This is a genomic window from Sorangium sp. So ce367 (genome assembly GCF_051520455.1).
Taxonomy (GTDB): Bacteria; Myxococcota_A; Polyangia; order Polyangiales; family Polyangiaceae; genus Sorangium; species Sorangium cellulosum_B.
On the sequence record NZ_CP150334.1, the window covers coordinates 10307522 to 10319409 of the forward strand.

The following is an 11888-nucleotide window of genomic DNA, read 5'->3' on the forward strand; positions in this document are numbered from 1 at the left end:
AGTCAGCCTGCCTCGGCACAGGGCGGTGGCGGCGGGCTCTGCAGGCGCGCCCTCCCGCCGCCCCGGCCCGCCGCGGCGCGGCCACCTCTCGCGGCCGCGGCCGGCGGCCCGGGACGTTGCTCCTCCGGCACCTCGAGCGGCCGCCGATTCCGCCTCCTTCCGCTGTTTCACGCTGGCCCCGTACGACCCGGTTGACAGTCTTGGCGCTCCGACCTACAAGGTCCCCAACCCTCACGCGCACGTAAGGGTCATGGTTTCAACCGAGCACGGTTTCGATCGCGACGGGCCGTTGACCACCCGATGACCACCCGCCACCACCTTCCGCTAGCCCACGAGCAAAGCATCGCGGGGCCCGTCACGTCCAGCACGTCCCGAACGGACGACCTGATGGGGGCTCTCGGTGGTGCCGAGGACGAGGAGCGCCTCCTTCAGGTGGGGGACATCGCCAAGGCAACCGGGAAAACCGTGCGGGCGATCCACCACTACGAAGAGGTGGGGTTGCTCACGCCGCACGCCCGCTCCAAGGGGCGCTACCGGCTCTACGATCACGCGGCCCTGACCCGCGTCCGGTGGATCGGCAAGCTCCACGACCTCGGCCTGTCGCTGAGCCAGATCCAGCAGATCGTCTCGACCTGGGAGTCGTCCCCCTCGGCCCCCGGCGCGATGGCGCAGATCCGCCACGTCTACCAGCAGAAGCTCGAAGAGGTGCGGGAGCAGGTCGCGCACCTCAAGACCCTCGAGCACGAGCTCGTGGCGAGCCTCGCCTACCTCGACACCTGCGAGGCGTGCGACCCGGCAGAGCTCGTCGCCGCCTGTACGAACTGTAACCTCCACGACAAGAGCACGGCTGAGCCCGAGCTCGTCGCCGGGATCCGCGGCAATGGGCATTGCCGCCACGGCTCGAATCACCGCTGAGCGAGAAACACCATGGCTATCCAGCTTCCGATCTACATGGACTACCACGCGACGACGCCCGTCGATCAGCGTGTCCTCGACGTGATGCTGCCGTATTTCAACGGCAAATTCGGCAACGCCGCGAGCCGGAGCCACGTCTTCGGCTGGACGGCCGAGGAGGCGGTCGGCCACGCTCGCGAGACGCTCGCCAGGTTCATCGGCGCCTCGAACCCGAAGGAGATCGTCTTCACCTCGGGCGCGACCGAGAGCGACAACATCGCCATCAAGGGGGTCGCCGAGTTCTACAAGGACAAGGGCAACCACATCATCACGAGCGTCATCGAGCACAAGGCGGTGCTCGACACCTGCAAGCGGCTCGAGAAGCAGGGCTACGAGGTCACCTACCTCAAGGTCGACAAGTACGGGATGGTCGACCCGGACGACGTCGCCCGGGCGATCACCGACAAGACGATCCTTGTCTCGATCATGCTGGCCAACAACGAGGTCGGCACGGTCCAGCCCATCGCAGAGATCGGAAAGATCACGAAATCGAAGGGCATCCTCCTCCACTCGGACGCGGTGCAGGGGGTCGGGAAGGTCCCGTTCAACGTCGAGCAGATGGGGGTCGACCTCGCGTCGGTGACGGCCCACAAGATCTACGGCCCGAAGGGCATCGGCTTCCTGTACGTGCGCAGGTCGAAGCCGCGCGTCCGCATCACCGCGCAGATGGACGGCGGCGGCCACGAGTTCGGCATGCGCTCCGGCACGCTCAACGTGCCCGGCATCGTCGGGTTCGCCAGGGCAGCCGAGATCCTCATGGAGGAGGGCGAGGCGGAGTCGGCGCGCATCCTGTCGCTGCGCGAGCGGCTCAGGAGCCGGCTCTGGAAGGAGCTCGACGCCATCCAGCTGAACGGCTCGCCCGATCGGCGGCTGCCGGGCAACCTCAACGTGTCGTTCAGCTTCGTCGAGGGCGAGGCCATGATGATGGCGATCAAGGACGTGGCGGTCTCGAGCGGCTCGGCGTGCACGAGCGCGAGCCTGGAGCCCTCCTACGTCCTCCACGCGATGGGCATCGGCGACGACCTCGCCCACTCGTCCATCCGGTTCGGGCTCGGGCGCTTCACCACCGAGGAGGAGGTCGACTACGTGGCTGACCTCGTGATCCGGAAGGTGAACAAGCTGCGCGACATGTCGCCCCTCTACGAGATGCACAAGGAGGGGATCGACCTGAACACCGTGCAGTGGGCGGCCCACTGACGAGCGGCGCGGGCGCCGCCGGCCCGACAGAGCAAGGTTTCGAGACGAAAGGAAACGGTCGAGGAGAGAGCCATGGCATACAGCGATAAGGTCATCGAGCACTACGAGAACCCCCACAACGTCGGCACCCTCGACAAGAATGACGAGCACGTCGGCACCGGGCTCGTCGGCGCTCCGGCCTGCGGCGACGTCATGCGCTTGCAGATCAAGGTCGGCGAGGGCGGCGTCATCGAGGACGCGAAGTTCAAGACGTTCGGCTGCGGGTCGGCCATCGCGTCGTCGTCGCTCGCCACCGAGTGGCTGAAGGGCAAGACGATCGACGAGGCCGAGACGATCAAGAACAGCATGATCGCCGAGGAGCTCCACCTGCCTCCGGTGAAGATCCATTGCTCGGTCCTCGCCGAGGACGCGATCAAGAGCGCCATCGCCGATTTCCGCGCCAAGCAGCAGGCGAAGAAGGAGCTCGCGGGCGCGGCGCCTTCGGTCCCCGCCGCGGCCGCCGCGACGGCGAGCGCGGAGTAGCAGCGCCGGGGCTTCGGGGCGGAGGCGGCCCACAGAACCGGAACCGGAACCGGAGAAGGAACGACGCATGCAGAGCAGTGAGCAGACCACGACCAAGCCGGCGGACACCGGGCCGCACGCCGCGCCCACCACGACCGCGGACGCCGCGCCCGCGCGCAGCGACGGGGCCTCGGGCGAGGCGGAGGCGAAGCCGAAGCGGACGCTCTCGGTGAGCGACGCCGCGGTGCAGGCCATCCGGGCGCAGCTCGCCAAGCGCGGCACGCCCGAAGGCGCCATCCGGGTCGGGATCCGCGGCGGCGGCTGCTCCGGGTTCTCCTACGTCATCGAGTTCGAGGACAAGCCGCCCCGGTCCGGCGACCTCGTCCTGGAGTTCGCCGAGCCGGACAAGGCCACCGTGCGCGTCTTCTGCGACAAGAAGAGCATCCTCTACCTGGGCGGCTCGGTGCTCGACTGGGAGAAGACGCTCATGTACCAGGGCTTCAAGTTCAAGAACCCGCACGAGGCGACGCGCTGCGGCTGCGGGCACTCGTTCACGGTGGCCTGAGCCGCCGCAGGGAGCGCCCGCCCGTCGCCGAGGCGCCTTCCCCAGAGCACGCCATGACCGATCCCTTCGATACCCTGGGCGTCGAGCCGCGGTTCGACCTCGACCTGCGCGCCCTCGAGCAGCGCCACCGCGATCTCTCCCGCGCGCTCCACCCCGATCGCTACGCGGGCGCCCCCGCGGCCGAGCGCCGGCTCGCGCTCGGCCGCGCGATCGAGGCGAACGACGCCCTGCGCGTGCTCAGGGATCCGATCCGCCGGGCCGAGGCGCTGCTCCAGCGCGCCGGGGTCGCGCGGGGCGAGGAGGGCGAGCAGAAGGCCTCCCCCGCCCTGCTGATGGAGATGATGGAGTCGCGCGAAGAGCTCGCCGAGGCGGCGAAGGGGCGCGACCCCGCGCGGATCGCGCGGCTCGGCGAGGCGATGCTCGCGCGCGAGCAGGCGACCCTCACGGCGATCCAGGGCGCCTTCGCCGCCGCAGGGAATGATCCGGAGCAGCTGCATGGCGTGCTCGCCTTGCTCAGCGAGCTCCGCTACATCCGGCGGTTCCTCGAAGAAGTGAGCGCCATCGAAGAAGAGCTCGCAGATTTGAAATGACCCTCCTCGAAATTTTCGACCCCAAGGCAAGGCCCAGCCCGATCGGCATCGATCTCGGGACGACGAACTCGCTCGTCGCCCGCGTGCGCGACGGCCGCCCGGTGGTCATCGACGACTGCAATGGAGAGCGGCTGGTGCCGTCGGTCGTGCACTACGACGAGCGCGGCCGCGCGGTCGTGGGCGACAGCGCGCGGCGGCTCGCGCAGAGCCACCCCCGCGAGACCATCGTCAGCGTGAAGCGCTTCATGGGCCGCGGCGCGGACGATCCGGAGACGCGGCGGCTCGGGCCGTACGAGTTCGCGGAGCCGAAGGGCCCCGAGGACGCGAAGAGCGTGCGCTTCAAGGTGCGGGACGCGGTCGTGACGCCCGTCGAGGTGTCGGCGGAGATCTTGAGGGAGCTCCGCACCTCGGCGGAGCGCGAGCTCCGCTCCGTGGGCGGCGCGGTGATCACGGTGCCGGCGTACTTCGACGACGCCCAGCGGCAGGCGACCAAGGACGCCGGCCGGCTGGCCGGGCTGGAGGTGCTGCGCCTGCTCAACGAGCCGACCGCCGCGGCGCTCGCGTACGGGCTCGACAAGCAGCAGAACGGCCTGTTCGCCGTGTACGACCTCGGCGGCGGGACGTTCGACGTCACCGTCCTCCTGCTCGACAACGGGGTCTTCCAGGTGAAGTCCACGGGGGGCGACAGCTCGCTCGGCGGCGACGACATGGACAGGGCGCTCGCGGAGCGGCTGCTCGAGGAGATGGGCGCGACGCGGCGCACGCCCGAGGTGGTGCGGCTCGCGCTCGACACCGCCCGCAGCATCAAGCACGCGCTGACCGACGCGACGCAGATCGAGATCGAGCTGCCCGTGCAGGCGGCCGAGGTGACCGGCGGCCCGGCGTCGAAGCGGGTCACCGTGACCCGCGACGAGCTGAACGCGCTCATCACGCCGCTCCTGGACCGCACGGGCGTCGCGTGCCGCCGCGCGCTCCGCGACGCGGGCGTCCAGGCCGCGGACATCGACGGCGTGATCCTCGTGGGCGGCGCGACGCGCGTGCCCCACGTGCGCGACTACGTGGCGCGCCTCTTCGGCAAGGAGCCGCTCAAGGACATCGATCCGGAGGAGGTCGTCGCGCTGGGCGCCGCCATCCAGGCCGACATCCTGGCCGGCTCGATGGATCGCGCGGACGAGGTGCTCCTGCTCGACGTGCTGCCGCTGTCGCTCGGCATCGAGACGATGGGCGGCGTCGCCGAGAAGATCCTGCCGAGGAACACGACGATCCCGGCGGGGGCGCGGCAGACCTTCACGACCTACGCGGACAACCAGACCGGGTTCGATCTGCACATCGTGCAGGGCGAGCGGGAGCTCGCCGCCGACTGCCGCTCGCTCGCGCGCTTCGTGCTCAAGGGGATTCCGCCGATGCCCGCGGGCATGGCGCGGCTCGAGGTGACGTTCCGCGTGGACGCCGATGGCTTGCTCGGCGTGACCGCGCGCGAGCAGACGACGGGGGTCGAGCAGAAGGTCGAGGTCAAGCCGAGCTATGGGCTGACCGACGAGGAGGTCGAGGACATGCTCCTCGCGGCGCTGGACCACGGCGAGGAGGACCTTCTCAAGCGCCGGCTCGTCGAGGCGCGGGTCGAGGGCGAGCGCGTGGCGATGGCGACGCGCAAGGCGCTCTCCGCGGACGCCGATCTGCTCGAGCCCGGCGAGCGCGAGGCGATCGAGGGCGCGCTGAAGGGCCTCGACGCGGCGATCCGCGGGGACAAGCCGGGGCTGATCCTGGCGCGCACGGAGGCGCTCGACGAGGCGACGCACGGGTGGGCGGGGCGGAGGATGGACCGCGCCGTGGCCAGGGCGATCGCGGGCAAGCAGGTCGAGGACGTCGAGGCGAAGGTCGCCGCGGCGAAGGGCGTGGACGCGCACCTGGCCGAGCACGGCGGGGACGACGCGAGCCACGCGCAGGTCGAGGCGGGCGGCGCTGGCGCGGCGAAGGCCGGCGTCGAGGCGAGGAGGAGCTGATGGCCAAGGTCCGATTTCTGGCGCACGGACGCGCGTGGGAGGTCGAGGCCCCGGTGGGCTCGTCCGTCCTCCAGGCGTCGAAGTCCGTGGGCGCGCCCGAGGGCGACGCGTGCGGCGGCGTCTGCGCGTGCTCCACCTGCCACGTCTACGTCACGAAGGGGCGCGAGCTCCTCAGCGAGGCCGAGGAGGACGAGGAGGACATCCTCGACAAGGCCTTCGACGTCCGGTCGACGAGCCGCCTCGGCTGTCAGGCGAAGATCTTGAAAGACGGCGATATCGAGGCGGAGATCTCCCGCGAGAGCCTCGACGCTTTCTACAACGAGCACCCGAACGTGAAGGATCCGCGCAAGGGCTGAGCCCCCGGCGCGCGCCGAGCAGCGCGCGCCGACCAGCGCGATCAACCCGCAACGACGGCAGGGACGGCTACGGCGGCGGCCTCACCTTCGCGGTCGCCGGCTTCGGCTCGCGCTGCGCGGGCGGCGGGCGGCGGAGCTTGTCCAGCTCGGTGCTCGCCTCGGTGGCGATGCGCCGGGCGATGTGGGCGAAGGCCGAGGCGGCCTCCCTGGCCGGCGGCGTCGAGACGATCGCGACGAGGTGCTGCGCGGCCGTCTTCCTGCCGATGGGGACGAGGAAGAAGGTCAGGGCGGCGAGGAGGAAGACGACGCCGTTCGTGAGGCGCTTGAAGAACTCGCCGACCACAGGCGCCAACCGTAGATGGAGCGATCGGCCGGGGCCCAGTTCTCGGGAGCCTTTCGCCCTTCCAGCCGGAGGCGATCACCTGCTCGCCCATGCTCGCGACCACAAGGACGGCGTCGAGGAGTTCGAGGAGGCCGCGAAGGAGGCGAAGGACGCCGACGTGAAGCGCTTCGCCGCCACGGGGCTGCCGCTGCTCCGGGAGCACCTCGCGATGGCGAGGCAGGCCTATGACAAGGTGAAGTAGACGTGGCGGCGCGAGCGCGCCGGCCCTGCGAGGCGTGGCCGGCGCACGGCGGCCGGCGCGCTCAGGCGACCACGCGCGCCGCGCGCTCGGGCCTCGCCGCTGGCGGCGGGGTCGTCCTCGACCTCGCCGCGCCGCGGACGGGCGCGAGCTTGCCCCGGAGCTTCTGGTACGCGGCCGTGTCGACAGGCTCGCCCCGGACCCAGGTGCGGATGAACGGCGCCACCCCGGACTCCCAGGCGGCCCCGAGGCGGAGCGCGAGGAACTCGCCGTAGAGCGCGGTGAAGAGCGTCTCGAGCTCCTCGATGAGGTACATGCGCTCGTAGAACTGCTCGTCCGCGGCGTCCTTGACGACGCTCGGGATCTTCACGCCCGAGAGCGAGAACGCGTCGGCGTTGAACAGAAAGGCATACTCGAGCTCTCCGCGCGTGACGCGGACGCGCGCGTGCGACGGGAGCTTGCCCTGGCGCAGCGCCTCGTGGGCCTCGGGGGCGCTGCTCGGCGCCGCGCCCTTGAGCCGGCTCTGCTCCTTCTCCTGGACGAGCGTGATCTGCCCCTCGAGCCAGAGCTCGCAGACGCCGAGGGCGTCCAGGGAGAAGCGGCCCTCGAAGAGCTCGCTCTCGAACCAGAGCCAGACAAGGAATTCGCGGCCGACGAACCGGCGCTGCTCGATCAGCTCAGCGAGGCTCACAGGGCACCTCCAAGGGTCGATTCAGCGTGGAAGACCGTGGGCTTGAGCAGCTCGAACGCGGCCTGCTGCTCGGCCGACAAGCCGAGCTCACGGGCGGCGGTGTACGGGCTCTCCGGCACGAGATCGAGCTCGAAGGTCTCTTCGAAGAGCTCCGAGAGCCCCTCGTGCGCGCGCGGCGACTGGTTCCAGAACCGGACGACGCCGGCCTCCAGATTCCAGGACAGATCCACGACCTTCATCACCGGCATGAGCTGCGCGCGGAGCTTCCTCGACACGACGGCACGGAGCTCCTCCTTCTCGCGCCGCCCGAGCTTCTCGCGCCCTCGCTTCGCGAGGTGCTCCCGCTCCGCCTCGGCGAAATGCGCCTTGAAGAGCGCCGAGGGCACCTGCCAGCGATCGGTCCTGAGGCCGAGGTTGAGGTACGAGTTGAAGAAGATCTTGCCGTGATCGAGCTCGCAATCGAGCGGATTCTCGATGGAGCACCACCCGGCGCGCTGCTCCGCGTCCTCTTCGACCGTGAGCGGCCGGAACGCGCGGAGCTGGATTCGCTCGACGAACCTGTCGCGGAACCCCTCGGTGAGCTCGCCGCGGACATAGAACTTCGAGAATGAGATGGATCCTTTGAGTGCGCCCAAATGATCGTCCTTTCGTCTCGTGAAGGCGCAGGAGGTAGCCGAGCGGATCCAGGGGGTCAAAAAACCGGACGGGGCGGCGCGGCCATCGGGCGGAGAACGACGACGAACGGCGATGGCCACGGCCGCCAGGCGGGCTGGGCAGCAAGGCGCGGTCAGAGCGGCTGGACCAGCGGCGGGCGCAGCCAGCGGCCCGAGAACGGGCCAGTGAGGTAAAAACGATAGCGAAGGAAATACGGCTCTTCGTCGGGCCCACAGAAGACGACGGTGGATCGCAGGAAGCGGCCGAAGACGTCGTCGCCGGGCTCCGCAGATGGCCTGTGGCCGATGGCCGGCGCGGGCACCGCAGGAAAGCGGGGCGGCGCGCCCTCCGAGAACCCGCGCGGCACGTCGCACGGCGCGGGCGGAAGAGGCACGCGCGCCGCGCCGCCGCCCGGGTCCGGGGCGCCCGCCTCCTCGGGCGGGACGTCGGTGGCAGCCGCGACGCAGCCCACCGCGGCGCTCCCCCACGAGGAGAGGAGAACCAGCACACACCACGCGCCGACGCTCGCCCTGGGCACCGTCCTGCCTCCGTCCGAGAAGCGCGAGGTCCGCGGAGCGCCGGCGGTCGTGGCCGGCACACCGCGCCTGCGCGAACGCCGGAGGAGCAACGGCGGTGCCGCGCCGCCCGCGAAGCAGGGGCGCACCGGGCGCGCTCGGGGAGAGCGACGGCGGGCGCGCTCGTGGGACGGACGGTCAGACGTTGAAGAGGAAGTGCGCGACGTCGGCGTCCTGGAAGACGTACGTCTTGCCCTCGACGCGCAGCTTGCCTGCGGCGCGGATGGCGGCCTCGGTCCTGTGCTCGACGAGGTCGTCCACCCTGTAGACCTCCGCCCGGATGAAGCCCTTCTCGAAATCGCTGTGGATGACCCCCGCGGCCTGCGGGGCCGTGCAGCCAATCGGGATCGTCCAGGCGCGGATCTCCTTGGGACCGGCCGTGTAGTAGCTCTGGAGGCCGAGCAGCCGGTAGGCCTCGCGCGCGAGCGTCGAGAGCGCCGGCTCCTTCATGCCCAGGCTCTCGAGCATCTCCTTGCGCTCGTCGGGCGCGAGCTCGTTCAGCTCCGCCTCGAGCTTGCTGCAGACCGGCACGACGCCGCTGCCCTCGGAGGCGGCGCGCTCGCGCACCTTCGCCGCGAGCGGGCCCGTGCCGGAGACGTCGGACTCGTCGACGTTCGCCACGTAGAGGACCTTCTTCGCCGTGATCAGGCCGAACGTCTTCACGACCTTCCGCTGCTCGTCGTCGAAGGAGAGCCCGCGGACGGGCTTGCCGGCCTGGAGCGCCTCGAGGCACTTCTCCATGAGCGCGATCTTCGGGAGGAGCTCCTTGTCGCCCTTGGCCTGCTTCCGCGTGCGCTCCAGCATCCCCTCGAGGGAGCCGAGGTCGGCCAGCATCAGCTCCGTCTCGATGGTGTCGATGTCGCGGAGCGGGTCGACCCCGCCGTCGACGTGCACGACGTCCGCGAGCGTGAAGCAGCGGACGACGTGGAGGATGGCGTCTACCTCACGGATATGACTCAGGAATTTGTTCCCGAGCCCCTCGCCCGTGCTCGCGCCGCGCACGAGCCCGGCGATGTCGACCACCTGCACCATGGCGGGGATGATCTTCTCGGTCTTGATGAACTTCGCGAGCGTCGTGAGCCGGTCGTCAGGGACAGGGACGGCGCCGACGTTGGGCTCGATCGTGCAGAAGGGGTAATTCTGCGCCTCGGCCTTGGCGGCCGTCAGCGCGTTGAACAGGGTGCTCTTGCCCACGTTGGGCAGTCCGACGATGCCAACCTCGACGCTCATGGCGCGCACGTCTAGCACAGGCAGGGTCGCGCGGCCCGGCCCCGTGGGCAGCACCGCCACAGCGAGATTCCCGGTTTGCCCGCGCCGCCGTCCGCCGTCAGCGCCGCGCGCGGCCGGGCGCGCGGAGGGCGCCGGCGAGGTGGTCGACGAACGCGCGCACCCGCGCGGGCAGGAAGCGCGACGGGAGGTACACCGCGACGACCTGGCGGCGCACCGGGAGCCACCCGGCGAGCACCTCGCGCAGCCTGCCCGCGGCGACGTCGGGCGCGGCGAGGTACGCGGGCAGCTCGGCCAGGCCGAGACCGGCGCGCGTCGCCTCGAGCACGGCGAGGACGCTGTCGCTCGAGAAGACCGCGGGCAAGCGCGCCGTCGCCGCTGCGCCGCCGGGCTCGACGAGGCGGAAGGCGACGTGCGACGCGCCGCCCGCGCCGTAGCGGAGCCCCGCGTGTGATCCGAGCTCCGCCGCGCCGCGCGGCGCGCGGTGGCGGCGGAGGTAGCCCGGGCTCGCGTAGAGCCCGCGCCGATCGTCCTCGAGCGGCCGCGCGACGAGCTCGGCCGGGAGCGCGGAGAGCATGCGCACCGCGACGTCGATGCGCTCCTCGACCAGATCGGCGAGCCGATCGCCGCAGCGGAGATCCACGGTGACGCCCGGGTGCTCGGCCTGGAAGCGCGCGCAGAGCGGGGCGACGCGGCACGCGCCGTAGACCGCGGGCGCCGCGACGCGCAGCGGACCGCGCACCGCCTGGTCGCGCGCGGCGATGTCGCGCTCGAGCGACTCGACGTCGGCGAGGAGCTGGCGGCCGCGCGCGACGTACGCTTCGCCGAGATCGGTCAGCGAGACCCGGCGCGTCGTGCGCTGCACGAGCTGCACGCCGAGCCGAGCCTCGGCGCGGGAGACGGCCTTGCTCACCGCCGAGGGCGTGAGACCCAGCCGCTCGGCCGCCGCGGAGAACGAGCGCAGATCCGCGATCGCGACCAGGAGCCGCAGCGCGTGCGCGGCCTCGGACGGGTCGATTGATGAACCGATCTCATGAATCCTCGCCTTCACGCGTCGATTGTACGCTCCGGAGATCGGGTTCACCGGTCGCGGAGCGCCGCGCGAGGGAGCCGCCGGATGAGGGCGCGCGGCGGGTCATCGACCCGGGGCCCCGGCGAGGGGAGATCTCGCTGTCGAGGAGCCGGCGGCGCGCGTGCGATGCGGGGGCGTGATCAGCGGGCGAGCGCCCGGAGCCGCCGCGCCGCGATCGCCGCGATCGCAGGGTGCAGCACGAAATGCTGTCGCCCCGCGTCGGCGGCCTGGGGGGCAGGCGTCAAGGTCCCGTCGCGCAGGCCGCGCACCGCGCGACACATGAGCTCGAGCCCGACGCGCTCGACGCGCCTCATCACGGCCGGGTGGTCGTCTCCGGGCTCGAGCGCGAACCGCTCGACCAGCAGGACGGGCCCGGTGTCGACGCCCGTGTCGATGAGGTGCACGGTGACCCCGAGCTCGGGCGGGCCGTCCTCGAGGAAGGGCCACAGCGCGACGTCCATGCCACGGTACCTGGGCAAGACGCCCGCATGGGCGTTGAGGACACCGATCCTGGGAATCGCCAGCAGCGGGGCGCGAAGCAGGCCGCCGCCCGCGAACACGATCAGGTCGGGCGCGGCGGCCCGGAGCGCGGCCAGCGACCGCTCGTCGTTGTGGTTCTGGACCACGTGGAACCGCGCGCCGATCGCCGCAGCGACGTCTCGCAGGGACGCCCCGGGGAGCCCCTCCTCGGCGGCGATGTCCCGCACCGATCGCTCCCCCTCGCGGGGGGACGAGAGGCTGCCGACCAGGACCTTGCCGGTGACCTTGGCGAGCACGCGGCCGGGCGTGGTGAGGCGAAGCTCGTCGCGGAGCCGGTCGAGCTGGTAAGGCGCTCGCAGCAGGACGTCGGTCAGCTCGATGCCGTCGGTGCGACCGAGCCGCCACGCGAGCAGCCGCGCGTACATGCTTGTATGCACGGGCG

15 protein-coding genes are annotated in these 11888 nt (G+C 71.3%); 8 read left to right on the forward strand and 7 right to left on the reverse strand.

Going from position 1 to position 11888, the window contains the following annotated elements; translation table 11 throughout:
* The first annotated feature begins 387 nt into the window (after positions 1-387).
* The 7 genes from WME97_RS39020 to WME97_RS39050 all read left to right on the forward strand — a co-directional run bounded on the left by WME97_RS39020 (position 388) and on the right by WME97_RS39050 (position 6166).
* A complete protein-coding gene (locus WME97_RS39020; RefSeq protein WP_437545243.1) occupies positions 388-915 on the forward strand; it encodes a MerR family transcriptional regulator in 528 nt (175 codons plus the stop codon).
* An 18-nt stretch (positions 916-933) separates the two neighbouring features.
* A complete protein-coding gene (locus WME97_RS39025) occupies positions 934-2151 on the forward strand; it encodes an IscS subfamily cysteine desulfurase (RefSeq protein WP_437555576.1) in 1218 nt (405 codons plus the stop codon).
* Between the two features lie 72 nt (positions 2152-2223).
* Complete coding sequence (iscU, locus tag WME97_RS39030; protein WP_437545245.1) at positions 2224-2673, forward strand: Fe-S cluster assembly scaffold IscU; 450 nt, start codon at positions 2224-2226, stop codon at positions 2671-2673.
* Positions 2674-2740: 67 nt separating this feature from the next.
* Complete coding sequence (locus WME97_RS39035; RefSeq protein WP_437545247.1) at positions 2741-3217, forward strand: HesB/IscA family protein; 477 nt, start codon at positions 2741-2743, stop codon at positions 3215-3217.
* A 53-nt stretch (positions 3218-3270) separates the two neighbouring features.
* Positions 3271-3807, forward strand: a complete 537-nt coding sequence (gene hscB, locus WME97_RS39040; RefSeq protein WP_437545249.1) for a Fe-S protein assembly co-chaperone HscB — start codon at positions 3271-3273, stop codon at positions 3805-3807.
* Positions 3804-5810, forward strand: coding sequence for a Fe-S protein assembly chaperone HscA (hscA, locus tag WME97_RS39045; RefSeq protein ID WP_437545251.1), 2007 nt, complete (start codon positions 3804-3806; stop codon positions 5808-5810). The genes hscB and hscA overlap by 4 nt, the downstream gene beginning before the upstream one ends.
* Positions 5810-6166, forward strand: coding sequence for a 2Fe-2S iron-sulfur cluster-binding protein (locus WME97_RS39050; protein WP_437295123.1), 357 nt, complete (start codon positions 5810-5812; stop codon positions 6164-6166). The genes hscA and WME97_RS39050 overlap by 1 nt, the downstream gene beginning before the upstream one ends.
* 67 nt (positions 6167-6233) lie before the next feature.
* On the opposite strand, the gene WME97_RS39055 is transcribed toward WME97_RS39050, so the two are convergent.
* Entirely contained in the window at positions 6234-6509 is a 276-nt protein-coding gene (locus WME97_RS39055; RefSeq protein WP_437545253.1) for a hypothetical protein, read from the reverse strand.
* On the opposite strand from WME97_RS39055, the gene WME97_RS39060 reads away from it, so the two are divergent.
* Positions 6490-6750, forward strand: a complete 261-nt coding sequence (locus WME97_RS39060; protein ID WP_437545255.1) for a DUF4142 domain-containing protein — start codon at positions 6490-6492, stop codon at positions 6748-6750. The two genes, WME97_RS39055 and WME97_RS39060, sit on opposite strands and share 20 nt — an antisense overlap.
* Before the next feature lie 61 nt (positions 6751-6811).
* Here WME97_RS39060 and WME97_RS39065 read toward each other — a convergent pair whose 3' ends face one another.
* The 6 genes from WME97_RS39065 to WME97_RS39090 form a co-directional block, all read right to left on the reverse strand.
* Entirely contained in the window at positions 6812-7438 is a 627-nt protein-coding gene (locus tag WME97_RS39065) for a hypothetical protein (protein ID WP_437545257.1), read from the reverse strand.
* Entirely contained in the window at positions 7435-8073 is a 639-nt protein-coding gene (locus WME97_RS39070; RefSeq protein ID WP_437545259.1) for a hypothetical protein, read from the reverse strand. The genes WME97_RS39065 and WME97_RS39070 overlap by 4 nt, the downstream gene beginning before the upstream one ends.
* A gap of 152 nt (positions 8074-8225) precedes the next feature.
* On the reverse strand, positions 8226-8630 hold the full coding sequence (locus tag WME97_RS39075) for a hypothetical protein (RefSeq protein ID WP_437545261.1): 405 nt from the start codon (positions 8628-8630) through the stop codon (positions 8226-8228).
* A 175-nt stretch (positions 8631-8805) separates the two neighbouring features.
* A complete protein-coding gene (ychF, locus tag WME97_RS39080; RefSeq protein ID WP_437545263.1) occupies positions 8806-9897 on the reverse strand; it encodes a redox-regulated ATPase YchF in 1092 nt (363 codons plus the stop codon).
* A gap of 97 nt (positions 9898-9994) precedes the next feature.
* The gene (locus tag WME97_RS39085; RefSeq protein ID WP_437545265.1) at positions 9995-10945 is read right to left on the reverse strand and encodes a LysR family transcriptional regulator; all 951 of its coding nucleotides are present in this window, start codon (positions 10943-10945) and stop codon (positions 9995-9997) included.
* 161 nt (positions 10946-11106) lie between these two features.
* Positions 11107-11883, reverse strand: coding sequence for a formyl transferase (locus WME97_RS39090; protein ID WP_437545267.1), 777 nt, complete (start codon positions 11881-11883; stop codon positions 11107-11109).
* Between the last annotated feature and the right edge of the window lie 5 nt (positions 11884-11888).

Coding starts and splice junctions, on each gene's coding strand:
- WME97_RS39020 (WP_437545243.1), top strand. CDS start 388: ATGGGGGCTCTCGGTGGTGCCGAGGACGAGGAGCGCCTCCTTCAGGTG.
- iscU (WP_437545245.1), top strand. CDS start 2,224: ATGGCATACAGCGATAAGGTCATCGAGCACTACGAGAACCCCCACAAC.
- WME97_RS39035 (WP_437545247.1), top strand. CDS start 2,741: ATGCAGAGCAGTGAGCAGACCACGACCAAGCCGGCGGACACCGGGCCG.
- hscB (WP_437545249.1), top strand. CDS start 3,271: ATGACCGATCCCTTCGATACCCTGGGCGTCGAGCCGCGGTTCGACCTC.
- hscA (WP_437545251.1), top strand. CDS start 3,804: ATGACCCTCCTCGAAATTTTCGACCCCAAGGCAAGGCCCAGCCCGATC.
- WME97_RS39050 (WP_437295123.1), top strand. CDS start 5,810: ATGGCCAAGGTCCGATTTCTGGCGCACGGACGCGCGTGGGAGGTCGAG.
- ychF (WP_437545263.1), bottom strand. CDS start 9,897: ATGAGCGTCGAGGTTGGCATCGTCGGACTGCCCAACGTGGGCAAGAGC.